General features: G+C 44.8%; 19 protein-coding genes. 8 read left to right on the top strand and 11 right to left on the bottom strand.

The window, feature by feature from the left end; genetic code table 11:
* Both CAG58_RS04225 and deoD read left to right on the top strand, forming a co-directional pair.
* Entirely contained in the window at window positions 1-1,221 is a 1,221-nt protein-coding gene (locus tag CAG58_RS04225) for a phosphopentomutase (protein ID WP_161426381.1), read from the top strand.
* A gap of 132 nt (window positions 1,222-1,353) precedes the next feature.
* Complete coding sequence (gene deoD, locus CAG58_RS04220; RefSeq protein WP_161426380.1) at window positions 1,354-2,079, top strand: purine-nucleoside phosphorylase; 726 nt, start codon at window positions 1,354-1,356, stop codon at window positions 2,077-2,079.
* Between the two features lie 140 nt (window positions 2,080-2,219).
* Here deoD and CAG58_RS04215 read toward each other — a convergent pair whose 3' ends face one another.
* Window positions 2,220-2,831, bottom strand: a complete 612-nt coding sequence (locus CAG58_RS04215; RefSeq protein ID WP_004395907.1) for a YtjB family periplasmic protein — start codon at window positions 2,829-2,831, stop codon at window positions 2,220-2,222.
* Between the two features lie 100 nt (window positions 2,832-2,931).
* Here CAG58_RS04215 and serB point away from each other — a divergent pair, with 100 nt between their 5' ends.
* Complete coding sequence (gene serB / locus CAG58_RS04210) at window positions 2,932-3,912, top strand: phosphoserine phosphatase (RefSeq protein ID WP_161426379.1); 981 nt, start codon at window positions 2,932-2,934, stop codon at window positions 3,910-3,912.
* 77 nt (window positions 3,913-3,989) lie between these two features.
* Here the strand turns inward: serB and CAG58_RS04205 are convergent, their stop codons facing one another.
* The gene (locus tag CAG58_RS04205) at window positions 3,990-6,320 is read right to left on the bottom strand and encodes a PilZ domain-containing protein (protein WP_161426378.1); all 2,331 of its coding nucleotides are present in this window, start codon (window positions 6,318-6,320) and stop codon (window positions 3,990-3,992) included.
* Window positions 6,321-6,471: 151 nt separating this feature from the next.
* Here CAG58_RS04205 and radA point away from each other — a divergent pair, with 151 nt between their 5' ends.
* Window positions 6,472-7,851, top strand: coding sequence for a DNA repair protein RadA (gene radA, locus CAG58_RS04200; protein WP_004395905.1), 1,380 nt, complete (start codon window positions 6,472-6,474; stop codon window positions 7,849-7,851).
* A 223-nt stretch (window positions 7,852-8,074) separates the two neighbouring features.
* Complete coding sequence (gene fusA / locus CAG58_RS04195) at window positions 8,075-10,162, top strand: elongation factor G (protein ID WP_004395904.1); 2,088 nt, start codon at window positions 8,075-8,077, stop codon at window positions 10,160-10,162.
* Window positions 10,163-10,379: 217 nt separating this feature from the next.
* On the opposite strand, the gene CAG58_RS04190 is transcribed toward fusA, so the two are convergent.
* From CAG58_RS04190 to CAG58_RS04165, 6 genes are all read right to left on the bottom strand, one after another.
* Window positions 10,380-12,065 (bottom strand): AMP-binding protein, encoded by a 1,686-nt coding sequence (locus CAG58_RS04190; protein ID WP_161429842.1) that lies wholly within the window; start codon window positions 12,063-12,065, stop codon window positions 10,380-10,382.
* A 142-nt stretch (window positions 12,066-12,207) separates the two neighbouring features.
* Window positions 12,208-13,365, bottom strand: a complete 1,158-nt coding sequence (locus CAG58_RS04185; RefSeq protein WP_161429841.1) for an HD domain-containing phosphohydrolase — start codon at window positions 13,363-13,365, stop codon at window positions 12,208-12,210.
* Between the two features lie 97 nt (window positions 13,366-13,462).
* Window positions 13,463-14,608: a chromate efflux transporter gene (gene chrA, locus CAG58_RS04180; RefSeq protein WP_161425842.1), complete on the bottom strand. Its 1,146-nt coding sequence runs from the start codon at window positions 14,606-14,608 to the stop codon at window positions 13,463-13,465.
* 32 nt (window positions 14,609-14,640) lie between these two features.
* A complete protein-coding gene (locus tag CAG58_RS04175; RefSeq protein ID WP_161425841.1) occupies window positions 14,641-15,192 on the bottom strand; it encodes a gamma-glutamylcyclotransferase family protein in 552 nt (183 codons plus the stop codon).
* A gap of 13 nt (window positions 15,193-15,205) precedes the next feature.
* Window positions 15,206-16,141, bottom strand: a complete 936-nt coding sequence (locus CAG58_RS04170) for a zinc transporter ZntB (protein ID WP_161425840.1) — start codon at window positions 16,139-16,141, stop codon at window positions 15,206-15,208.
* 86 nt (window positions 16,142-16,227) lie between these two features.
* Window positions 16,228-17,679 carry a RimK family protein gene (locus CAG58_RS04165; protein ID WP_004395898.1) on the bottom strand — a complete coding sequence of 484 codons (1,452 nt, stop codon included), beginning with the start codon at window positions 17,677-17,679 and terminating at the stop codon, window positions 16,228-16,230.
* Window positions 17,680-17,761: 82 nt separating this feature from the next.
* Here CAG58_RS04165 and CAG58_RS04160 point away from each other — a divergent pair, with 82 nt between their 5' ends.
* Complete coding sequence (locus CAG58_RS04160; RefSeq protein WP_161425839.1) at window positions 17,762-18,862, top strand: GNAT family N-acetyltransferase/peptidase C39 family protein; 1,101 nt, start codon at window positions 17,762-17,764, stop codon at window positions 18,860-18,862.
* 103 nt (window positions 18,863-18,965) lie between these two features.
* On the opposite strand, the gene dapD is transcribed toward CAG58_RS04160, so the two are convergent.
* The 3 genes from dapD to CAG58_RS04145 form a co-directional block, all read right to left on the bottom strand.
* Window positions 18,966-19,997 (bottom strand): 2,3,4,5-tetrahydropyridine-2,6-dicarboxylate N-succinyltransferase, encoded by a 1,032-nt coding sequence (gene dapD / locus CAG58_RS04155; RefSeq protein WP_161425838.1) that lies wholly within the window; start codon window positions 19,995-19,997, stop codon window positions 18,966-18,968.
* Between the two features lie 191 nt (window positions 19,998-20,188).
* Window positions 20,189-20,482: a YebG family protein gene (locus CAG58_RS04150; RefSeq protein ID WP_004395895.1), complete on the bottom strand. Its 294-nt coding sequence runs from the start codon at window positions 20,480-20,482 to the stop codon at window positions 20,189-20,191.
* Between the two features lie 90 nt (window positions 20,483-20,572).
* The gene (locus CAG58_RS04145) at window positions 20,573-21,463 is read right to left on the bottom strand and encodes a LysR family transcriptional regulator (protein WP_161425837.1); all 891 of its coding nucleotides are present in this window, start codon (window positions 21,461-21,463) and stop codon (window positions 20,573-20,575) included.
* Between the two features lie 107 nt (window positions 21,464-21,570).
* Between CAG58_RS04145 and CAG58_RS04140 the strand changes: the two genes are divergently transcribed.
* Both CAG58_RS04140 and recC read left to right on the top strand, forming a co-directional pair.
* Window positions 21,571-22,542, top strand: coding sequence for a TDT family transporter (locus CAG58_RS04140; RefSeq protein WP_161425836.1), 972 nt, complete (start codon window positions 21,571-21,573; stop codon window positions 22,540-22,542).
* Window positions 22,543-22,643: 101 nt separating this feature from the next.
* Window positions 22,644-26,093 (top strand): exodeoxyribonuclease V subunit gamma, encoded by a 3,450-nt coding sequence (gene recC, locus CAG58_RS04135; protein ID WP_161425835.1) that lies wholly within the window; start codon window positions 22,644-22,646, stop codon window positions 26,091-26,093.
* Window positions 26,094-26,110 lie beyond the last annotated feature (17 nt).

The following is a 26,110-nucleotide window of genomic DNA, read 5'->3' as shown; positions in this document are numbered from 1 at the left end:
ATGAAAAGAGCATTTATTTTAGTATTAGATTCATTTGGTATTGGCGCCGCTCCAGACGCTGAAAAGTTTGGTGATGTTGGCGCTGATACCTTAGGTCACATTGCCGAGCAGTGCCAACAAGGTAAAGCGGATAATGCGGATCGCCAAGGGCCTTTACGTTTGCCTAATCTTTCTAAGTTAGGCTTAGCAATGGCGCACAAAGAAGCCACAGGACAATTTGCGCCAGGCTTAGATCAAAATGCAGATATTATTGGCGCTTACGGACACGCTGCTGAACTTTCTTCTGGTAAAGATACCCCATCGGGACACTGGGAAATTGCTGGTGTACCAGTGCTATTTGAATGGGGCTATTTCAGTGACAAAGAAAACAGTTTTCCTACTGAGCTAACCGACCGCATTTTAAAGCGTGCCGGTTTGGATGGTTTCCTTGGCAATTGTCATGCCTCTGGTACTCAAGTGCTTGATGATTTGGGTGAAGAGCATATGGCGACAGGTAAGCCAATTTTCTACACGTCAGCGGATTCAGTGTTTCAGATTGCCTGTCATGAAGAGACTTTCGGCTTAGACCGCCTGCTTGAACTGTGCCAGATTGCTCGTGAAGAGTTAGAAGATTATAACATTGGTCGAGTGATCGCCCGTCCATTTACCGGTCCTGGTAAAGGACAATTTGCTCGTACTGGTAACCGCCGTGATTTATCTTTAGAGCCACCTGCAACTACCGTATTGCAAAAACTGCTTGAAGAGCGACAAGGTGAAGTGGTTTCGATTGGCAAGATAGCTGATATTTATGCTAACTGTGGGATCAGTAAAAAAGTGAAAGCCAACGGCATTCCTGCCTTGTTTGATGCGACATTAGATCAAATTGAACAAGCGGGTGATAACACGATAGTCTTCACTAACTTTGTTGATTTTGACTCTGCTTACGGTCACCGCCGAGATGTCGCCGGTTACGCGGCAGCATTAGAGTATTTTGATCAGCGTCTGCCAGAAATTCTAGAGCAGATGCAAGAGCAAGATGTACTGATTTTAACCGCTGACCATGGCTGCGATCCTACTTGGCCTGGCACCGATCATACACGCGAATTCATTCCAGTAATCGTTTATGGTCAAAAAGTAGCGCCGGGTAGCCTTGGCCGCCGTGAAACCTTTGCTGATATTGGTCAGAGTTTAGCGAGTTATTTTGCGACCTCACCAATGGATTACGGAAAATCATTTTTGTAACATCACCTGCAGTGCTGGAATAGAAGACTGTATTTTATGATTGGTCTTGCTATTAGCAAGGCTAAGCCTATTGTTCAATTGTGTTGCTCGACTGACTGAGCCACACAATCACCAAGATGAAGAGGAAAAGACATGGCAACTCCACACATTAATGCTCAACTGGGTGATTTCGCTGACGTTGTATTGATGCCAGGTGATCCACTACGCGCTAAATACATCGCAGAGACTTTTTTAGATGATGTCGTACAGGTATGTGATGTGCGTAACATGTTCGGCTACACAGGCAGCTATAAGGGTCGTAAAGTTTCAGTCATGGGCCACGGTATGGGCATTCCTTCATGCTCGATTTATGTGACTGAACTCATCAAAGATTACGGTGTGAAAAAGATCATTCGTGTCGGTAGCTGTGGCGCTGTGAATGAACAGATCAAATTACGCGATGTTGTGATTGGTATGGGCGCTTGCACGGATTCAAAAGTGAATCGTATCCGCTTTAAAGATCATGATTTTGCTGCGATTGCTGATTATAAAATGGTTAAAGCGGCAGAAGAAGCGGCGAAAGCTCGTGGTGTTGATGTGAAAGTCGGTAACCTGTTCTCGGCTGAACTATTTTACACTCCAGATCCAAGCATGTTCGATGTGATGGATAAATATGGCATCCTTGGCGTTGAGATGGAAGCGGCTGGTATCTATGGCGTTGCCGCTGAATACGGCGCAAAAGCACTGGCTATCTGCACGGTTTCTGATCATATTAAAACCGGTGAGCAAACCACCTCTGAAGAGCGTCAAAATACCTTTAATGAAATGATTGAAATTGCGTTAGATTCCATTTTAATTGGTGATCAAGCCGGGTATTAATTAATCTTGATTTTGACGCCCGTTATACCGCTTCGATAGAGACAGTTAAACGTTATATTCTGCGTCATTTGTCCCGATGAGTTAAGTCTATCTTTACTCATCGGGTTCTTAGCGCTTTGGTGATTGTGATCGTTTAATCGCTAAACGTGCTTAAGCAGCACATTTTCTACTTTCTGCTCTTTCGGTCTAAATTGACGACGCAACAAGAGAGTGATCAAAACCCCACCAGTAAAGCTCATCAATAACATTAAATACATGTATCGATCGCTTTTTCGATAGTGATGATCAGAAATTGCCGTTACTCGGCCCGTTTCAAACGTTAAGCGGACAAAACCAATAACGCTGCCATCATACAAGACTGGCTCAACCAGTTGTTGACGGCCAATACTGGCCGTTTGTAGTGGTGTATCTAGCCCTAATATCTCTCGAACACTGAGTGCTCCGTCACTTGCGGCTAGCTTAACGCCTTCAGCATCATAGATTGTCGCATCAAACACTAAACGTTCTTGAGCAAGTTGATTGGTGAGTGCCAGTAATCGCTCTTGATCTTGTTCTGCGAGCATGCTGCTGGCCGACAGGGAGGCTTGATTGATTAACACTTTCGTTAAGGTTTCTAATTGATTGGCTTGAATGCGCTCATTGCCTTTACTGATCACAACGCTATTTTGAATCGTGAACACCGACATGCCCATCAATAGCACAACGGTTAAGCTGCGCACGACGACACGAAATGAAAACAGTGAGCTATCCATAGACAGTAAACCTAAAAAATGACATTTCGCTCATATTGAGACTTGCGTTTTTAAATTGCAATAGGGTAACGTCAGGGAATCATAGTTAAGGAAGCGAAACATGGATGCTGTAAAACCCCTCTCAATTAGAAAACATACGACGCTGCTGAATCGCTACCCAGAAACGCGAGAGAGTAGCGCTCTTGATAAGTCCCACGCTAATTGGATTATTTTTGCTCAGCCACTGACTCCTGCTCATTTTATGGATATTGAGCAATGGAGTGGTCAAGGATTAGTGATAGTCGATACATGGAAAGTCGGCAATTATGATGTCGCTTTAATGGCGGGAGAGCTCGACGCTGCGCTAGAACCTATTCTACAACAATTACACTTGGATTATGCTCGAATCGACGAAGTTCCTGATCTGTCTAAACCCGGCTTGATCGTCTTGGATATGGACTCCACAGCGATTCAAATTGAGTGTATTGATGAAATTGCCAAATTAGCGGGTGTGGGTGATGAGGTCGCTCAGGTAACGGAGCGAGCCATGCAAGGTGAGCTGGATTTCGAGCAGAGTTTACGTCAGCGAGTCGCGAAGCTCAAAGGCGCAGATGCGGCAATCCTTGAAAAGGTACGCAACGATTTACCCTTGATGCCTGAATTGCCGGAGTTACTCACCACCCTACAAGCGATGGGCTGGAAAACCGCGATAGCCTCCGGTGGCTTTACCTATTTTTCGGATCACCTGCAACAGTTGTTATCGTTAGATTATGCGCAGTCCAATCAATTAGAAATCATCAATAATCAACTGAGTGGCGAAGTTAAGGGCGAGATTGTAGGAGCGCAAACTAAAGCAGAGATTGTGTTAAAACTTGCTCAGCAGTTTGATATTGAATTGCATAATACCGTTGCAGTAGGAGATGGGGCGAATGACCTAGTGATGATGGAGGTGGCTGGACTCGGGATTGCCTATCATGCGAAACCAAAAGTAGAGGCGAAAGCACAAACGGCGGTACGTTTTGCAAGCTTAGGTGGTGTATTGTGTATTCTTTCGGCGGGTCTGATTAGACAGCAAAAGATCAGTTGGAAAAGTCAGCCTTAAGTGCAGAGTGGGAATCTATTTTTACTATGAGTGATGGATTCCCACTCATGCTTTGCTGAGAGAGCTGGCGTTCTGACTTAGTCCGTGAGTTCCAGTCGAGTGATCACCTCTTGCGTGATATCGGTTAATTCGCAATAACCGACAATCGCACTGAGTTCTTTTTCTAAGGCTTTGGCATCGTTTAAGCTAACTAATAGTAATTGATTGAGATCTTCGCGCAGTAAGGTGGTCATCGGTTCAAATACCGGCGAGCCAGAAATACGCAATGCATAAAACTCGCCCGTTTCTCTTGCTCTACGAATAAATTGAATGCGTTCTTTGATACTACTAAATTCACTTTTCAAACAAGATTCTACCGACTGAATACGGTCAGCAAACTTGACCACTGCAATATAGATTTCATGATGCTGAGGTTCGGCACCGTCAATCCGTCTCATCGGCGAAGCGAGTAGAGTATTGGTGTGGTTTTTAAAGATAGGTTCAAGGGAAAAACAACCATCTTGTCCGAGTTTAGCCAATAACATGAGGTGAGCGGGTAGTGGAAAATTAACGCCAATCACTCGTGGTCGCAAATTCGCGCCAGGTTTATCAACGAAAATCGGTGAACAAACCATTTTGTCTAACAACAGATCATGCAAGCCCTCTAAGAGAGAAGGGCTCGGTAACTGCTCTTTTTGCGGTAACAATTTGTCTTGATTATGCTCGATAAGAGAATTAAAAAACGCAATGCTTTTGATGGTTGCGGATGTCTCTTCAATCTTTAATTGTAAACGTCGCCCTTCAGGACTAATCCGAACCACTTGATAAGGTAGGGCATCCAAGGGTAACTTTTCGTCGTAGCGTTGTAGTTCAGTAAAATTCACCTGCAGTTTATCACCAGCTTTGAGTGCCACTGGAGCATTAAGAATCAGATTTAATCCATGCTTAGAGAGATCAACACTCAATCCTTCCCCTAATACTTGCTGTTGATCTTTTAGCTGTAAGGGTGTTCGAAAGCGGTAGCGAAGTTCTTTACGTCGAGAGCAAGCATCAAAATACACTCCTAACGGTTGACCGATCACTTGGCGGCTATGACGAAAAGGATTCAACTCACTGCCAGGTAGAGGGGGTTTTGCTACCAGTAGATAATCTTGTGCTGAACTGATATCGGCAATTTCTTGTAAAATCCCACAATGCGTTAGCTGACTGGAGTGCTCTAATAATTCTTCGGAATGGTTGGCTAGCTCGGCTCGCTCTTCGGCTGACAATTCAAAAACCGATAAACGGAACGCTTTCCAACTGTCTTTTTTTGCGCCAATATGCCAGAACAGTTTTCGTTGCTCTGCTGAGGCTTCGGGCATGAACATCGAGAAAAACAACGTTTTATCCTGATACTCATGTTTAAACGAGTACAGTACGTTACTGCAATTTTTCACGCCCGGTTGTGTGAGCAGCCCCATCCGTTCAGCATTAAATAAGCTGCCCAAACTCTGCTGATTTCGTTCATCATGCCAGTATTGCCAAATAGACCGATTGTTTTCCGTCAGCAGTACCAATTTCAGTTGGTTGCCACTAAAAAACAGCGGTAAATGGCCTGTGTGTTTGAGATAGACGTGCTCATAGCCACGGGTGCGAGCGCGAATGATTTTATCTTGGTTATCGTGACGGTTTTTCTTAATATTACTAGCTAGTGACTCGGCAATCACGTTATCGATTAATGTCGTCTCAGTAATACGTAATGCCCGCAAGTATTTCACCGCATTGTTTTCATAGGAATCATCAATAGCCAGTATGCGGTATTCAATCGGTTGATTTAAGCCAGGAATATCGAGCGATTTTTCCAGTTCAGTGAATTGTGCTTTAAACGTTTGTCCGGATTTATAGTTAAATGCCGCGGGTACTTTAAATTTTGCGCCTGAAGGCGAGAGATCCAGTGTTACTGCATGAATGGCTTGATTATTAAGAGTGATCAAGACTTGGCTATTTAGGCTGAGGCGATTTTCTTTGCGTTTTAAATCATAGCCCAGTTTAATGATCTCAGCTTGGAAGCTTTTGGATGCTTTATTAGTGGCTTGATCGGTTTTGGTGTTATCCCGTTGGCTGATTCGCGCTTTGCAAACCGTTTCCCAAACCCCTTCAGTATAACCAGAAAACTTTTTTACCCCTTTTTGGTAATCATTTAATGCAATATCATCTAACCAGTGTTTAAAACCGTCGATTTCATATTCTCGACACTCAGTATCAACTCGGCTGCGTAAATCAATGGTTTTTTTACACGGCGCCATCAGTCGATTGAGTTCCATTTTTATCAATAGTTTAGCAGAGGCAGGCTGCCCATCCGTGATCTGAGAGAGGATGAACTCAAAGTCCGGAGAGCGATAGACCGGAATGAGTTTTTCAGTGAAAGAGAGAATGTCAGATTGCTGCATACTTTTCTGTTAAAGTTAGGTTCTTGAATGATATCGGCATCATGCAGTTAATCTTTAACGATAACCGAAGTAAAATGTAGGCACAGTTGTCCGTTTCGTTAAGATAGCGCAAGCGGCTAAGTTACCATTTTTAATTAAGTATTGAGGATTCATGGTTAAAGCAAAACGAGCCTATGTATGTAATGAGTGTGGGGCAGATTTTCCGCGCTGGCAAGGTCAATGTAATGCATGTGGGGCTTGGAACACCATTTCTGAAGTTCGTTTAGCCGCTTCCCCTCAAGTTGCTCGCCATGAACGATTATCCGGTTATGCGGGAAATGCTACGCAAACGAGTGTACAAACGTTAGCCGAAATCAACTTACAAGAAGTGCCTCGTTTTAGCAGTGGCTTTAAAGAGTTTGATCGAGTGCTAGGCGGAGGTGTGGTACCAGGGGCTGCGATTCTGATTGGCGGCAGTCCTGGGGCTGGTAAATCGACGTTACTTTTACAGACCATGTGTTTGCTTTCTGCGCAGATGCCAACTTTATACGTCACTGGAGAAGAGTCATTACAGCAAGTTGCGATGCGTGCCGCTCGTTTAGGGTTACCCAAAGAACACCTGAAAATGCTTTCCGAAACCAACGTCGATCGTATTTGCCAAATTGCCGAACAAGAGCAACCGAGAATAATGGTTATCGACTCGATTCAAGTTATGCACGTCGCCGATGTGCAATCCTCTCCGGGCAGTGTCGCTCAGGTTCGCGAATCGGCGACGGCCTTAACTCGCTATGCCAAACAAAATAATGTTGCGGTGTTTATCGTTGGTCATGTGACCAAAGACGGTACTCTTGCTGGTCCTAAAGTGCTTGAGCATATTATTGACTGTTCGGTGTTGCTTGATGGGGGCGCTGATAGTCGTTTTCGTACCCTTCGTAGTCATAAAAACCGTTTTGGTGCGGTGAACGAACTGGGTGTGTTTGCAATGACTGGACAGGGACTAAAAGAGGTCAGTAACCCTTCGGCGATATTTCTGTCGCGTGGTGAAGAAGCGACCTCAGGCAGTTCGGTTATGGTGGTTTGGGAAGGTACCCGTCCGCTTTTAGTCGAAATTCAAGCATTGGTCGATTACTCTCAATTGGCCAATCCACGTCGTGTTGCGGTTGGCTTAGAGCAAAATAGGCTCTCTTTGTTACTGGCTGTATTGCATAAGCATGGTGGTTTGCAAATGGCCGACCAAGATGTCTTTGTCAATGTCGTTGGCGGCGTAAAAGTTACCGAAACCAGTGCAGACCTCGCCCTGTTAATGGCCCTACTGTCTAGCTTTCGTGATAAGCCGTTACCTAAAGATGTGGTGGTTTTTGGCGAAGTGGGATTAGCTGGGGAAATTCGTCCGGTGCCGAGTGGGCAAGAGCGTCTTAACGAGGCGCTCAAACATGGATTTAGCCGCGCAATTGTTCCAATGGCCAATATGCCCAAGGGCGGGATTTCTGGTATGCAAATTCATGGCGTGCGAAAACTTTCCGAAGCGATTGCCGCTTTTGATGAGCTGTGATAGCAAAATAAACAATGCGTATGTGTTTTTCGAAAGATTAGGTGTGATGAAACGGAGAGTTTTGTCGATATTTGCTCGCGTCTTGTGTGTGCATCACCTATATTTCATCAGCAACAGGTAGTCCTTGACTATTTTTTTTCAGCAAGCGATCGCAGGGGTATCAGTCTTGACAGATTATGCTATACTCTGCGCGCACTTTATACCTTATTAACAGAGTAAGACAATGGCAGATTTATCAAAATACAGAAATATTGGTATTTTCGCGCACGTTGATGCGGGTAAAACCACTACCACGGAGCGTATCCTTAAGCTGACTGGTAAAATCCATAAAATGGGCGACAGCCACGATGGTACTACAACCATGGACTTCATGGATCAAGAAGCTGAACGTGGTATCACAATCCAGTCTGCTGCGACTACCTGTTTCTGGAAAGATCACCGTTTTAACATCATCGATACTCCTGGGCACGTTGACTTTACAGTTGAAGTATACCGTTCTCTAAAAGTTCTTGACGGCGGTATCGGTGTATTCTGTGGTTCAGGCGGTGTTGAACCTCAATCAGAAACCAACTGGCGTTACGCGAACGATTCAGAAGTATCTCGTCTGATTTTCGTCAACAAGCTTGACCGCATGGGCGCAGACTTCTTCCGCGTTGTTGGCCAAATCAAAAATGTACTTGGCGCTACACCACTAGTCATGACACTACCAATCGGTCGTGAAGATGAGTTCACAGGTGTTGTTGATGTACTGAGCCAAAAAGCGTACATCTGGGATGACTCAGGTCTTCCAGAGAACTACGAAGTAACGGATATCCCAGCTGATTTAGTTGACCAAGCGGAAGAATACCGTGAAATGTTGATTGAAGCGGCTGTTGAACAAGACGACGAGCTAATGATGGCTTACATGGAAGGTGAAGAGCCTTCTCTAGAAGACATCAAACGTTGTATCCGTAAAGGTACTCGTGAACTTGCTTTCTTCCCAACTTACTGTGGTTCTGCATACAAAAACAAAGGTATGCAACTTATCCTTGATGCGGTTGTAGATTACCTACCAAACCCAACAGAAGTTCATGAACAAGAGCTAACTGATCCAGATACTGGTGAAGCCACTGGCGAAGTCGCTAAAGTTTCTGTTGATGAACCATTCCGTGCTCTTGCGTTTAAGATCATGGATGACCGTTTTGGTGCATTAACCTTCGTTCGTGTTTACTCAGGTAAACTGAAGAAAGGCGATACCATTTTGAACAGTGCGACAGGTAAAACTGAACGTATTGGCCGCATGGTAGAAATGCACGCTGATGACCGTAATGAAATCGACTCTGCGCAAGCGGGTGACATCATTGCTATCGTTGGTATGAAGAACGTGAAAACTGGTCATACTCTGTGTGATCCTAAACACGAATGTACTCTTGAGCCAATGATCTTCCCAATCCCAGTTATCTCTATCGCGGTTGCGCCTAAAGATAAAGGTGGTTCTGAGAAGTTAGGTGTTGCACTTGGTAAAATGGTTTCTGAAGATCCATCATTCCAAGTTGAGTCAGACGAAGAGACTGGCGAAACTATCCTGAAAGGGATGGGTGAACTTCACCTAGATATCAAAGTAGATATCCTTAAGCGTACGCACGGTATCGATCTTATTGTTGGTGCTCCTCAAGTTGCTTACCGTGAAACAATCACGAAAGCTGTTGAAGATAGCTACACGCATAAGAAACAGTCTGGTGGTTCTGGTCAGTTTGGTAAGATCGATTACCGTATCAAACCAGGCGAGCCAAACTCAGGCTTCAAATTCACTTCAACTGTTGTTGGTGGTAACGTTCCTAAGGAATTCTGGCCAGCGATTGAGAAAGGTTTTGCAGGTATGATGCAAGAAGGTGTTCTTGCTGGCTTCCCAACCTTAGACGTTGAAGTTGAACTGTTTGATGGTGGTTTCCACGCCGTTGACTCATCTGCAATTGCATTTGAAATCGCAGCGAAAGGTGCATTCCGTCAATCAATGCCTAAAGCTGGCCCACAACTTCTTGAGCCAATCATGAAAGTTGACGTGTTCACTCCAGACGATCACGTTGGTGACGTTATTGGTGACTTGAACCGTCGTCGTGGTATGATCAAAGACCAAGAAGCTGGTGTGACTGGTGTTCGTGTTAAAGCGGATATCCCACTATCTGAAATGTTTGGTTATATCGGTTCTCTACGTACAATGACATCTGGTCGTGGTCAGTTCTCTATGGAGTTCTCACACTATGCACCATGTCCAGCTAACGTAGCAGAAACCGTTATTGCTGAAGCTAAAGCGAAAAAAGAGAAGAAATAATTCTTCACTTTAAGCGCTAAAAACGCCCCGAACAGTGAATGCTGTTCGGGGCATTTTGTTTATGGTTTTTATATTATAAAGGGTAAGAAATAAGTGAAGAACTAAAATACCCCCAACCATAACTAATGGTGCTGGGGGCAAAGTCTTCAGAGATAAGATGAGGGATTGGAATCTCTTATTCTCGTTTTTCTCTGGCCTAAAAGGGAGAATATCGTGATTATTCTTCCCAAACGACGAGTTTGTCTTTAGGCCAATTCTGGCCTACGTCATGATATTTTTGCTCTAAGACATGACGTTTTATCTTTAGTGTTGGCGTAAGAATACCATTATCGATACTCCACGGATCTTTGATCATCAATACGCCTTTTATCTGTTCATGAGATTCAAGTTTAGTATTCATTTTTTCGATCACCCGCTTCGTTGTACGCTCATAACGCTCTCGATCAAAATCAGAGAAATTATGCGGCACAACCAAAAGTATCGGCGCTGGCAGCCCTAAGCCAATTATACACAGCATCTCTACTCGACTGTATTCGTATAATTTCTTCTCAATGGGGACGGGGGAAACAAACTTACCTTTGGCTGTTTTAAACGTATCTTTGATTCTTCCTTGGATCGTAAGATAACCATCAGAGTCTATTGAACCTAAATCTCCAGTGTGTAACCAACCTTGAGCATCAAAAGCGTCTTTGGAGGCAATGTCATTTTTATAGTACCCAGAAAATACACCTTTACTATGAACGAGTATCTCACCGTCATCGGTAATTTTTAAGCGAATTCCAGGCCCTGCATGGCCAACTGTTCCTATTTTATCGGCCCGGAAAGGATAATTAATCGTACTGTAGGCAAATGATTCGGTCATTCCCCATGCTTCGGTAATATTTAAGCCAAGGCTGTGGTACCACTCTAATAATGCAGGAGAGACTGGGGCAGAGCCACAACCAAGGACTCGTGCTTGATCTAGCCCTAAACCATCCGCCAATTTGCGTTTAATTAAGCTATTTATAAAAGGGATTTTGAGCAGAATATTCAGTTTTTTCTGCGGAAGTTTATCTTGGATACGCTGTTGGAAAAGAGTCCATAGCCTTGGTACTGAGATAAATAACGTTGGGCGATGCATTTTGACATCTTCAATAAAAGTATCCAACGATTCAGGAAAAGCGGTTAAAACACCACCTTGAATTGACGTGCCAAGAATATAAACACGTTCGGTGATGTGTGCGAGAGGCAAATAAGAAAACAGGCGATCATCTTTTTGAATACCGATTTGAGCAATCAATTGTTGTACTGCCCAAGCAAAAGCACCGTAGGTTAGCATGGCACCTTTTGGTACGCCTGAGGTTCCTGAGGTATAAACAATCGACATCAGTTTGTCATCATAATGTTCAGGCCGTTCTTCACTGGGGGGATACTGAGCAATTAAGTCTAGATATTGATGGTGGCACGCTGGTGCTGAAGCGTAAGGTAGAGCGATACTAATCAGCTCTGGCATTTTAGCTAAAACTTGGGCGGTGGCTTTACTGTCGTCTAATTTACCGACAATGATTATTTTACTTTCACTATGACTCGCACAATATTCAATGGTGTCAGCGCCGGCAGTAGGGAAAATGGGCACACTGACATAGTCACCGAGCATGATTGCTAAATCACATATGAACCACTCGGCGCAGTTTTTTGATATAAGCGCCACTTTATCACCAGGTTCAGCCCCTAAGGCGCGTAGTGCTGAAACGAGACGTAGTGCTTGATCAGCGACTTGAGCGAAGGTGTACTCAACAAATTGTCGATTAATAATTTGTTTCAAGTAAACGTCGTTGGGGCGAGTTTGCGCCCAAGTTAAGATCATTTCATTAGGGGGTGGGAGAGCGCACTTAGTTTGACTTAGATTTGTTAACGGATTCATTCTCTAACTCCATGTATGAGCAATGGCTATTTTATTTTTGTTAAAATTTTGTAAATAGTAGCATGGCTATTGGAGTGGTGAAGGTTAATTAACTCACATTTGTTAATGACAACAGAGTGATACCTCACAAAAATTACTCAAATTAAGACGCTGGGGGTTCTCTATCTTTCGGATCGAGTTCTGGATAAGTCTCGCTAACCCGCTTTAAATAATCCTGATGATAACGCAGCGCGTTAACGCAGTGTTTATCTAGCTTACCGGATACGACCATTTTTTCTAGTTCCAACAAGGCAAATGGAACAGACCAAGCTTGTTTGTAGGGGCGATGGCTCGTTAGTGCATCGAAAATATTTGCGACAGCAATAATGCGAGCTGAGATAGGAATGGCTTCTTGGGTTAAGCCATAAGGATAGCCACTACCATCAAGAAACTCATGGTGGTAGGCAACAATCTCTTTGAGTACGGCGATACTTGGATGTTCTGGTGAGCCAATGTCATCAATAATATCGTTGATGATCTCAATGCCTTTTTCGATGTGTTGATTGAGCTGCTGCCTTTCATCTTGACCGAGTGAGCAAGGTTTATTCAGTAATTCTGCCGGAATGGCCAGTTTGCCAATATCATGGCATTTAGAAAACTGGCTAATATTCTCTATTACTTCATCATCCAATTGGTAGACCGATGCTACTTCTAGAGCTATGACACGCGCATAACGACTAATTCGTTCTTTATGTTCTTTTGAATCTAACCAGTGTTCAGGTGATTTAGCGTTAATGGCTTTGGTTGCATTGAGCAGCGATTGGACTAAATCGTATTCTGAACTGACGACAAAACGTACGATATCAATATACGATTTGAGTTGTGCGTATTTTTCAGGCGTAAAGGTGTTTTTTTGTTTTGAGTTTAAAAAGATAAAACCAATGAACGTTTGATCATGGTAAACCGGTAAGGTCATTGAGGATTGAAAACCTTGTTCAAATAACCATTGGCTATGCGGAGTGGTATGATTAACTTCAATTGAAATATCATTGATATAGCGAACTTCACCAGATTGTGCACACGCTTTTAAAATCGGTAGATTATCGAGGGGCACCGAGTAATGAAGCAGTTCAAAACCTTGATTATCACTATGAGCATAAGTTTTTAACTCGTTGCTCTCTTCATCGAATAGAGCGAAGGAGATACGGGCGATATTCGGCTCTACCGTTAGCATCCGTTGATGGATATCGGTTAACTGATGGTTTAGTGTGCCCACTTTAGCAAAGAAGCTGGGTTTTTCTCCTTCATGGTACGTGTTCATTTGCCCCCCTTGCGGTGGAATAGTCATCGCCTTTAGTAAGTCTAGGCGATTCGCTGGAATTCACCGTGTTTGATCAGCAAAAAATCACTTCTTTTTGTTACAAAACGCCACGAATAAGTGCCGTTAACAAATAGAACATGACTAAACCAAGAATGGGCCACTTCATAATTTTAAGTAACCATAAACCGATCAGTAGTAAAGCAACGTCCCAAGCGTTGAATACTGCACTGATAAACACTGGTTGATAAAGAGCAGCGAGTAATAATCCGACTACAGATGCGTTGACTCCGGTGAGAGCACCTGAAACGGAGGGAATATTAGCAAGATTTTGCCAGTGTTTGAGCACGCCTAAAAGCAGTAAAAATCCCGGTAAAAAGACGCCGATGGTAGCGATGATGGCACCGGTGATCGGCGATGCGGGTAGCAAGTAGTAACCCAGATACGTTGCTAGTGTAAACATTGGCCCCGGTACCGCTTGAGCGGCGGCATAACCAGTAAGGAAAGTATCGCTGCTTATTTGATCGGCTAACAAATTTTGCAACAGAGGCATGACGACATGGCCGCCACCAAATACTAAGCTACCAGCATGAAAAAATTGTTCGAATAACATTAAACTCGCACTGGAGCTGACTAGCCATGGTAGGCCAAATAAAATCGCTACAAATAAAACTAAAGGCCACCACGTTGGTCGAAATGGAATGAGACTTGTCGTGGAAAACGGATTTTTTAGCCACTTCATGCCGATGATGGCAGCAAGGATTATGACCAAGATTTGCGCTAAGATACCGGGAAAACACAACAAAATGACCGCACTAAACAGACCTAAGCTGGCGGTGGTTTTTGTTCGGCAAAAGTTTTGATACATCCCCCATGTTGCCTCGGCAACGACCACGACAGCGAGCAGTTTTAATCCATGGTTCAGTAGTGCATATTGTGATGTATCAAGCCAATAGCGGCTGAAAGTGGCGAGTAATACCATTAGTATGATCGAAGGGAGAGTAAAGCCAATAAAGGCTAAACCAGCGCCCAGTAATCCGCCTCTCTGATAGCCGATCGCGAAGCCAACTTGGCTTGAACCTGGGCCGGGTAAAAACTGACTTAAAACGACAATTTGTCCATATTGTTGATCGCTCATCCATTTTAGTTTTTCAACAAACGTGTGTCGAAAGTAGCCAATATGCGCCGCTGGGCCGCCAAAACTTATCCAACCGAGCGTAAAAAAGCGTATGAATATTTCCCACATCTTGTTCATCGTCCCTAGCGCGAATTGAATATTTAACGAACCTGAGCAATCAGTCGATCGATGTGTTCAAGGTCAGTGGCGTTGACACCGGCTAAGTTGCCATATTTAGGCATGGACCGATCATTTTCCCATGGTGCTTGCCAGCCTAAGGTATGTTCGACAAAATGGCGAGCAAACGCCTCAGAAACTTCCAAACACCCGGCGAGCACGGTATCAACGTAAGTTTGGACAATCGGACTGCGTGGACAAGGGGGCTGATATTGTTCGGTGACATAGACCCAAATCGCTTGATCGGTTTTAAGAGGATGCTGACAGTCTATGTGTTGATGAGAAAGTGCGATACGTTGATATCCACGTTCTCGGCGATCAAATTCAGCTAATCCAGCCTCATCGATTTCGAGCAGTACGCCATTCACTTGGCCTTGTCCCGGGTTAACCACTAAAGGTGAAATCAGATAGCTATCATCCACTTTTCCCCAATAACGCACTAAACCATGGACAATCGCTGGAATCGCTTGTCCGGTTTGGCCTGTCAGTTGACGCGAAGCTGAGTTCATTAAGCTTCCGTAACCGAAAATATACATAGTGAGTCCCCATTTAATTGGTTAAAAAACGCAAACGGCGCAATATCCAAAATTCCATCACAAAAATAGCAAGCAGACCAGCACAAAAGACCCCAAAAGCGATAGGAGAGTCGGTGCCTGGTATACCCCCGACATTGACCCCAAGTAAGCCAGTCAGGAATGTCGCAGGTAGAAAAATTGCCGTAATGACTGAAAATAAGTAAGTGTTTTGATTCATTTTTTCAGCGTGATACTGACGCAATTCCCCTTTAATAATATCCAACTCACTCAGGAAAAAATCTAAGGTTTCATTAATCCGAGTAATGGTATTTACGCTATGACGTAAATTCAATTGTTTGCTTTTGGCTATCGCAATTTGGCCGGTTTGATAATCTTCAAGGGCGTATTGTTGAGGTTTTATAAATCGCTTAATTTTTAGCAGCGCTTTATGAGTTTGGATTAATTGCTCACTCAGTTCGGTTTCACTTTCAAATTGAGCAATTTTGGTTTCCACCGTATCGAGATAATCATCAATATTTTTGCTCAGCCCATCAATGATGGCGAGTATTACCTCAGCAAGATTTTTCGGTCCATTGCCTTTTTGTAGTGCTTGGCTAATTAAATTAATGGTTTTTGAAGATATTTTACGGCTGGTAATTAAGGCGCCATGATAATAGAGAATTCGCACGCTGAGCATATCAGAAGGGTCGGCATTATCATTCAAATTAACCCCTCGTAGAATCAGCAGAAAGCGTTGTTCGTCGTACTGTTCAAATAGAGGTCGAGTATCTTCGGCAAGTAAACTATCGACGATAGAGAGAGGAATAGCATTATCGATTAGCCATTCACGTAACCCAGCTTTATCTCGTTGGCAGTGGTACCAGTGGTCTGCTTCAATTTTTTGGGGATGCAGAGAGAGTGGTATCGTAGGAGTCGTGGCAAAAGACCAATGATCGAGAAGAAAATCCATTGAGAATCCTTGTCCTTGATAAAATAAACCCAAGTGATGAGTTATCTACATCACTTGGGGAAAAGTGTTCATCGAATCAGAATAAACTAAAAACCACGCATCTGAATACGGCGTAAGAATTCTGTCATGATACGATCGTAGAGCAGATCGCCGAGAATCGCATCTTCAACTTGATGATCAATGCTCGGGTTATCATTGACTTCAATCACATAAACCTGTCCATCGATCTCTTTAAGATCGACGCCATACAGACCACTACCGATCAAGTTTGCCGCTTTTACCGCCACATCCACCACCGATTTAGGCACCTGCTTTAAATCGAAGGTTTCAAACCCACCCGATGAGACTCGGCCACTGCTGTGGTGCTGATAAATTTGCCAGTGTCCACGACTCATCATGTATTTACAGGCATAAATCGCTTGGCGGTTCATGACGCCAATTCGCCAATCAAAATCAGTCGGCATAAAAGCTTGAGCTAGGATCAGCGCGCTTTTGCTAAATAACGCATTGGCTTCTTTTTCAAGCTCTTGTTCATTACGAACCTTGACTACCCCACGAGAAAAAGCGCCATCGGGGATTTTCAGCACCATAGGGAAATCCAGTTGTCCCATCAAGTAGCTTTTCCAATCGTTATCAAACCCTTGTACGATAACACTCTTAGGCGCAGGAACTTTATTACGTTGCAGTAACTCGGTCAAAAATACCTTATTGGTACATTTCATGATCGATTCTGAATCATCCATCACGATCAGGCCCATTTTTTCCGCTGTTTTCGCAAAGCGATAGGTGTAGTTGCTAATATTAGTGGTGGCGCGAATGAATAGGCCATCAAACTCGCCCAAACGCGACAAATCATCAGGGGAGATCAATTCTAAGTTCATACCTAAGCGATTGGCGGCGCGGCGAAAACGCTTCAATGCAGAAGGATCGGAAGGCGGCATTTTCTCCTCTTCATCGACCAACATCGCGATATCGTAGCGATACTTCTTCTCTTGTTTCGGTCTGCGCCAGATTTTACTTGAGAACAGCTCTAATGACTCAATGAAGAAATCTTGTTCACTGTCTTGCAGATCTTGAAAAGGGAATGGCGCAATGCTGTGAATTTGCCATTGTCCCTGAATTTTGGTCATTTTCAGTTCAATCACTGGCACCATAAACTGTTCGAACAGGCGCTGAGCCAGTTTTTCTAGACCAGCTTCTGGTGTGCGTCCAAAGTAGATTTTACAGTGGATAGAGTCGATATTTTTGCACAGCTTGTTAAGTTTTAAGAGTCCAGAGGACAGTAAAAACGGCTGGTTAATATCGTTAATTGCCATCACGCGTGGGATCACTCGATGTCCACGGGCTTCAGCTAACAGAGAGCAGTAATATCCCGTACTCATGTAATCATAATCGCGACAAAGGTTCACCACCTGTACGCTGCGCTGTGAAGCTTTCCAGTCAGCATCTAAATATTGATCAACGCTGACGACTTGTTCTGAAGGGAAATACTGTTGCCAGTCACTGGCCTGATCGGTCACGATTAAAAGGTTTGCCATCGCTATATTCTTCCTAAATCAATAGGTCTATTATTGAGTCACAATCTTGCCAACTACTCTTTTCATCCTGTAAGGACGTCGTATGGACTTTCGTCTTGCGAAAAGTACTGATCTCGCTGCGCTTAATGCGTTAGAACAACAGCTGTTTGATGGAGATAAAATTTCTCCTCGTCAAATGAAGCGTTTTTTACATTCTAGCCATTCGGTGATTTTTGTCGCCGATTCCGGTACGGAGTTAGCTGGATATGCATTGCTACTATTTCATCAAGGTACACAGCTCTCAAGGTTGTATTCGATTGCCGTTAAACCTGATTTCAGAGGACGGAGGATTGCTCAAACGTTAGTTGAACAATGCGAGCGTGCTGCTCTTGATCAAGGTTTCACTACATTACGGCTAGAAGTTCGTGAAGACAATATAGCCGCAATAAAATTATATGAAAAAATGGGTTATCGCACTTTGAAGTGTTTGATCCACTATTACGACGATTTATGTGATGGTCGTCGGATGCAAAAACGTTTGACCCCTCATGGACCTAAAATTTTGCTACCGATGCCCCTTTATGTGCAAACCACACCCTTCACCTGTGGTGCCGCTTGCTTATTGATGAGTTTCTCTTGTTTACGACCCTCTTTTGAACTGAGTCGCACCCAAGAGCTTCAGTTATGGCGAGAAGCGACGACGATTTTCATGGCGGCGGGGCACGGTGGCTGTAGTGGCCAAGGCCTAGCGTTAGCAGCAGCGAAACGAGGTTTTCATGTCGAGTTATGGAGCCAATCACAAAGTACCCCTTTCATTGATAGTGTCCGAGACCTCAATAAAAAACAGGTGATTGAGTTAGTGCATCTGGATTTTTGTGAGCAACTGGCTCATCAAGATGTGGCGATGATTGATGCTCCACCCACTCAGGATCAACTTGAAGCGTGGGTGACGCAAGGGGCTTGCGTACTATTGTTGATTAGCACCTATCGATTTGATGGTAAAAAAGAACCTCACTGGATCATTTTAAGTGGCATGAGTGAAAAGTTTTTCTTTTTCCACGATCCTCATGCGGAATCTGAACAGCATGCGATGGCTTCGGCGTATGTTCCGGTTGGTAAAAAAGCCCTGTCTCAGATCATCGGTTTTGGTAAGCAAAAGCAAACCGCTTGTGTGGTGATTAGCCCAGCCAATGTTGCCCGTTAATTCGGTTCATAAGCGAACAATAGTACAATAACAAAGGCTAGCTGACGCTAGCCTTTGTTTTGATAATCGAACGGGTTAAGCCGTTGAACTCATTGGATGAGACTTAGTTATTGCTATGCAACTCACTGTTTAGCTCAACCGCTGATTTATTGGCTAAACACTCGATTTGACCGGTGATCGAATTGCGGCGGAATAACAGGTCAGAGACACCAGCGAGCTCGCGTGCTTTGATGATCTCAACTTCTTGACCTTGGTTATCGAGCATGCGGACTTTGGTGCCAGCAGTGACATACAACCCTGACTCTACCGTGCAGCGATCGCCAAGGGGGAAACCAAGACCGGCGTTGGCGCCAAGTAGTGAGTTTTCCCCAATCGATACCACGACTTTGCCGCCGCCAGATAAGGTGCCCATGATTGACGCACCGCCACCAATATCAGAGCCATTACCGACAACAACCCCAGCGGAAATTCGTCCTTCCACCATGCTGACGCCGGTGGTACCCGCATTAAAGTTGATAAAACCTTCATGCATGACAGTCGTCCCTTCGCCAACATGTGCGCCAAGGCGAACGCGAGCAGTATCAGCAATACGTACACCCGTTGGGACAATGTAATCAACCATTTTCGGAAACTTATCGACACAATCGACGCTTAATTGACGTCCGGCAAGGCGAGCTTCGATTTGACGCTCGGCAAGCTCTGGTAAATCAATCGGGCCTTCATTGGTCCAAGCAATGTTATGCAATAGACCAAAAATACCATCCAGTACTGTGCCGTGTGGTTGCACGAGACGATGAGAGATAAGCTGTAGTTTTAAAAAGCCTTCAGCGATTGAGCTTGGTTGTTGATCGGTAGCGAGCACCACCAAAATCAGTGGTTGAGTAGACAGCGCGGCTTTGCTGGCAAAAGCGGCATTGTCCGCTTGACCATGAGTCGCAAAGGCATGAGCCAGTTGACCGTATTGCTCTGGTAAGATCTCAACTACTTGATTACCCGATTGATAATTGCAAATATCAGCCAATACTTTGATTAAATCATCACTTGGATTTAGAACTGGATGAGGGAAAAATGCCTCAATGATTTTTCCGTCACGATTGAGTGTGGCCGTACCAAAGCCTAGGGCAAAATTCGCCATTATGAGTTCTCCATTTTGGTGGTGTCAATTTCGTGGTCAATGACCGTAAGATGATCGTTATCTTAAAGAGAGTTTTATTCAGAGGAAAGGTGCAATACGTTATCCGTCCATCGAACGATATCGTCTGTCTTTTTAGCGATAGATATCCTTTCTAGGATAAAAAACCGCTGCTAGGCAGCGGTCAGAGTCAGTTAAGCAGCATCGTCGACAGAGTCATCACTCTCGACCGCTTTCGGTTTTTTCGGTGGCGTAGGCTTGCGCTTGGCACCGAGCGCGACCAGCACGTCTTCTTTGTTCTGTGCCAAGAACAGCGCTAACTCTTCTTGCTTACTTTCATCTTCAATCAGAGCGCTTTTACCTAATAATTCGAACAGCTCATCTGCCATATCGAGCATTTTGTCATAAGCATCAGCTTCGGCTTTCGAGGTAAAAGTCATTTTCTCTTCTCCGTTGCGCTCCACCACGTACTTAACGATGACAGCCATGGTTCATCCTCTATGTTGTGCTAAATAATTACTGGCTTTTTATACAGTTTTTATTCAATAAAGTCTAGATGAAGCCATCAAACTGAGAGGCTAGGCATTGGATTGATGACAAAAGGCGATAAAGCTTTTCAACAGCGGACTTTGGTACTTTTCTTTATGCACCAACACCCAAAAACGCCGTTGCATATCGAGAGGGACAGTCAGTTGCTTGACTCGCCCATCTTGTAACGCGCAGTGGGCCGCCAGCTGTGACAAACAACCGAGTCCTAATCCAGCTGAGACACTGTTAATCAATGCTTCGGTGGTATTGAGCTCGAAACTCTCTTGCCATTGCTCAATGCGCGGCGCAACGACGCGCATAAAAAATTCTCGAGACCCCGAACCGGCCTCTCTTAGCACCCATTGGCTCTGTTCAAAATCGCTGAGCGTTAACGTTGATTTTTTGGCGAGCGGATGATCAGGGGTGCAGATAATACACATATCATCTTGACCAAATTGACGCGAAATCAATTGGGGATGCAGGGTCTTGCCCTCTATCAAAGCAACGTCTAACTCATAATCGACCAGTTTTTGACAAATCAGTGCTGAATTAGAAATAAATAGGCTTTGTGCATGATGATCGTATTGGGAGCGAAAGGCGCTAATTAAATAAGGCGCTAACTGGTTGCCAATCGTGTCACTGGCTCCAATTCGTAATTGCCCAGCGAGGGTATTTTGCTGATCAAACAGATGATGCAGATCTTTGGCGCGTCCCAGCAATTCATCGGCCAAAGGCAATAGTTTTTGCCCTTCTTGATTAAGGATTAACCGGTTGTTGACTCGATCAAACAGCGCATGTCCTAAGTGTTTCTCCAATTCCGCTAAAGCTGAACTCACCGCTGCTTTAGAGAGAAACAGAGCGTCTGCGGCTTCGGTTAGCGTTTTGTGTTGGGTGATGGTCATAAACACATTGAGTTGTTTGAGCGAAATCGGGCTGGCCATAGGTTGTTTAGTTTTATCGAACGCGGGTTATAAATAATCAGATATATTCAAACATTAAGCAAGGGTATCATGCGCGTATTGCGATAATAAGCCGTGTTGAGGTGAGTATGATTCAAGCAGCAAAAACAAAAGTGATGGGAGCGCCCACTCCCATGGCAGGATTGGCATTAGGTATTGCCAGTTTAGGTTGGAGCTGGGAAAACCTTGCCAATTTACAAGGCTACGGTCAGTGGCTTGGCGCTGCGCTAGCCAGTGTGTTATTGATTGTTTTAGCGTTTAAGTTTCTCTTGCATAATCATTTACTCCGCCAAGATTTGGCGCACCCAGTGGTGGGCAGCGTCGTGCCGACTTTTGCGATGGCGTGTATGGTGGTGTCTCATTCGGTGGGCCAATTTTCACCATTTTTCGGTGATGGACTGTGGTTACTGGCGGTGTTGCTGCATGTCATTTTCTTGGTGAGCTTTGTTTATCATCGTGCTAAAGCGTTTGAACTGCATCATATGGTGCCGAGTTGGTTCGTGCCACCCGTGGGGATCATTGTGGCTGACGTGTCATTTTCTGGTAACCCACTACTGGCTCCGATTGCTCATGCAACCTTAATCTTTGGTATGTTGGCTTATGCGGTAATGTTACCGATGATGATTTATCGTTTTATGTTTACCCATCAAGTGCCAGATGCGGCTAAACCCACCTTAGCGATCTTGGCAGCGCCAGCGAGTCTCTCTTTGGCAGGTTATTTAACGGTTACCGCTGAGCCTTCCCCTGTGATCATTGCTTTACTGTTTGGTATTGCGGTGTTGATGACGGCGATTATTTACCTCGCGTTCACTCAATTACTGCGTTTACCTTTTAGCCCAGGTTATGCCGCGTTTACCTTTCCAATGGTGATTGGTGCCACGGCGCTGTTTAAAACCGCTCATTGGATGGAAAGCGTAAATATCGCCCCTCACTATGTACAGCAGATACATGCGCTTGCCAGTTTTGAACTGATTGTGGCGACCGTGGTGGTTGGATACGTAGCGCTACGTTATCTGATGTTCTATTTTCCAGCTCGTTCATTGGCTGGTCAGGCGGGATAATCGTCATGCATTAGGGTTAACAGACCCGAGGAAAATTATCCAGTTAACGGCACTTATGCTACTCTCAACCCTTATTAAGGGCAGAGTAGTGTGAGTGCATTGTGTTTACCGTTTATCATTCGAATAACGTTGAAATCCTCAAAACGCTGTTAGTGCAGTTGATCAAAAACGACCCGTTAGCGCACCCGTTTGACAAAGAAAAAATCTTGGTACAAAGCTCGGGCATGTCGCAATGGCTAAAGATGGCGTTAGCCAAAGAGCTGGGAGTGGCTGCGAATCTTGAGTTTCCATTACCGGCCAGTTTTATTTGGGAGATGTTTACCCAAGTCTTGCCTGAGGTACCACAGCGCAGTGCATTTAATAAAGAAGCAATGACGTGGAAGTTAATGCGTCTGCTGCCAAACCTACTCACTCATCCACAATTCACTGCCCTGCAACGCTATCTTGAGCGAGACGACGATCACTCTAAGCTATACCAATTGGCAGAGAAAATTGCCGATATTTTTGATGGTTATTTGGTGTATCGTCCGGATTGGATCGCTCAGTGGGAAGCGGGGGAGGTCGTTAAAGAACTCGATGACGAGCATCCTTGGCAGCCAATATTGTGGCAAGCCTTATATCAAGACACTGTCTATCAAGGTCAGTCCCATTATCATCGTGGCAATCTGTATCAAAGCTTTATTGAGCAATTGGCAGAGGGGGCATTAGATACCCGTCTGTTACCCAAGCGGTTATTTATTTTTGGTATCGCCTCTCTTCCTCCCCGTTATCTTGATGCACTAAAGGCATTGGGTGAGCAGATAGATGTCCACCTAATGTTTACCAACCCTTGTCAGCACTATTGGGGGGATATTCGCGATCGAAAAACCTTAGCCAAACTGGAGAGCCGCCAGCGCAAAATGCTGGCGCTACAAAATAATGAGATTCAACTGGCTGGTCAGCGCTCGCCACTAAAAGGCGGTATAGATGCCAATTTGGTTGATGAGCAGCATAATGAAGCGTCAGTGGGCAATAACTTGTTAGCCTCGATGGGCAAATTGGGCCGTGATAATCTCTATTTGCTGTCGCTATTGGATTGTGAAGAGCTGGAGCTGTTTATGGCCCCTACTCGGGATAGTTTACTGCATCACCTGCAAGCGGATATTTTGCATTTAGAAGAACATCAAGATGATCAGCAACTTGATAATAGCCTGCACAAACAGGTCATCGAGGTTGATGATTTTTCTCTCTCGCTTCATGTCTGCCATAGTCCAATGCGAGAAGTGGAAGTCTTGCACGATCAACTGCTGGCCATGTTTGATGCTGATCCAGATTTAAAACCGCGTGACATTATTGTCATGGTGGCGGATATCAATGCCTATAGTCCAGCGATTAGCGCCGTATTTGGCAATGCGCCTGGTGAGCGTTATATCCCTTATGCCATTTCAGATCGCACAGCCGATCAAGAAAGTCCTATCTTAAGTGCATTTATGCATTTGGTTAGTTTGCCAGAATCACGTTGCTTAGCCTCAGAGTTACTGGAGTTACTCGAAACGCCAGCGATGATGGCTAAGTTCGCGCTTAATGAGCAAGAGTTCGCGCAAGCAAAATTATGGGTGGAAGCGTCTGGGATTCGCTGGGGGCTAAATGCTCGTACGGCAGATCAATTTGAACTGCCGCCAACCGAACAAAATACTTGGCAATTTGGCGTTGAGCGGATGTTACTCGGTTATGCCATGCCGCCCTCTGCGGGCTTATTTGAGCAAGGCGAACTGGCTTTAGCGCCTTACAATGAAGTGCAAGGATTGAATGCGGAGCTGGCGGGCAAATTGGCGCATTTTATTCAGCGAGTGAGTGATTACCGTGAGCGGCTCGCCAACACTCAGAGTATTGAACAGTGGCGAGCGCTGTTAGGGGAGCTACTGGATGACTTTTTTGTGGTTGATCTGCAAGGTGAGCTGGCGCTGAAATCGATTCGCGATACCTTAGCGCAATTAAAACAACAACTGGCGGATGCTAAATACGATCAAGCACTGGCACCGAGTATCATCATCCAGTATCTACGCAACAAATTATTAGGTACACGAGTCAGCCAGCGCTTTTTGGCAGGACAAGTGAACTTTTGTACCTTAATGCCGATGCGATCGATCCCCTTTAAAACGGTGTGTTTATTGGGCATGAACGATGGTGTGTATCCGCGAACCATGCCGAAAGATGGTTTTGATTTAATCAATGGACGTCCCCGAGCGGGGGATCGCTCGCGGAGAGATGATGATCGCTACCTATTTTTAGAGGCGTTGCTCTCGGCACAAAAAACGTTGTACATCAGTTACGTTGGTCGTTCGATTCAAGACAATACTGAACGTGTCCCTTCAGTTTTAGTCGCAGAGTTAATGGAGTATTGCCAACAAAATTACTGCTTGCAGGGCGATCAATCGTTGAGCAGTGATCGGTCGGCGGAACGATTGGTTGATGCGTTAACCACAACTCATGCCATGGTCCCGTTCAGTCCAGACGCATTTTTGACCCAACCCGGCAGTTACGCTAAAGAGTGGCTACCTGCGGCTAATCGTCAGGGACAATCCCGTGGTGAATTTAATCGTGCGCTCAGTGATTACTTAATTGAGGCAACATATCCTCTGAATTTAGAGCTTGTAGAGCTACAACGTTTTTGGCGTTTGCCAGTGCAATACTTTTTTAATCGCCGACTGAAAGTCACCTTTGAAGCGCCGCAGCCAGTGATGGAAGATGCAGAGCCTTTTACTTTGGATGGGCTAGAGAGTTATCAATTACGCGATCAACTCCTTGATGTTTTTCTTGAGCAGCCGAATTCTGAACATGCGATCGAACGTGTATTGGTTGAGCAGCGGGCGCAGGGTAAATTACCGATCGGTGCCTTTGGCGAGCTAGAATTTGAGACCAATCGTGCACAAGCTCAAGCGCTAGCGGAGAAAATCGGTTTCTTATGTCACTCACCACTTGATGATCAAGAGATCAATCTGCGTTTTGATTTATTCGGTGAGGGCAAATCGGTTCAACTGACTGGCTGGCTGACTAAGAATTATCAAGCTGGATTAATGCGTTATCGCAGTGGTGCGATTCGTGCTCAGCATTATCTCGCGGCGTGGATCGATCATCTTGCTCTTGCCGCAATGGGAATCAATAAACCGACTCATGTGATTGGTTACGATCGCAAACAAGGCGTGCAGCATTGGGTTTATCCCCCCATCGCGGATGCCGATCACGCCAAGGCATTACTGACGGAGTTAGTGCGTTTATTTTATCAAGGCATGACCGAACCGTTGGCGTATTTTCCTAATACCGCATTAGCCAGTATTGAAGCGGGGTTTAGCCGTGGAAAGTGGGTCGATGATCGCGAAAAATCACTGAAAAAAATGGCGGAGACTTTTCATGATGGCTATATGACTCGTGGTGAAGGCAGTAATGTTTATATTGCGCGTATTTGGCCACAATGGCATGAAGAGTTAGCTGAGCAAGTCCGGTTATTGGCCAGTTTAGTCATTCAAGGACCCAGACTTGCGGCTCAGCAAGCGGCAGATGTTGAGCATTAATGGGATGATGCAAAGCC

The organism is Vibrio sp. V31_P5A7T61 (assembly GCF_009904895.1).
GTDB lineage: Bacteria > Pseudomonadota > Gammaproteobacteria > Enterobacterales > Vibrionaceae > Vibrio > Vibrio metschnikovii.
Note: the sequence above shows the minus strand (reverse complement) of the source record. Positions and strands in the feature narration are given on the sequence as shown.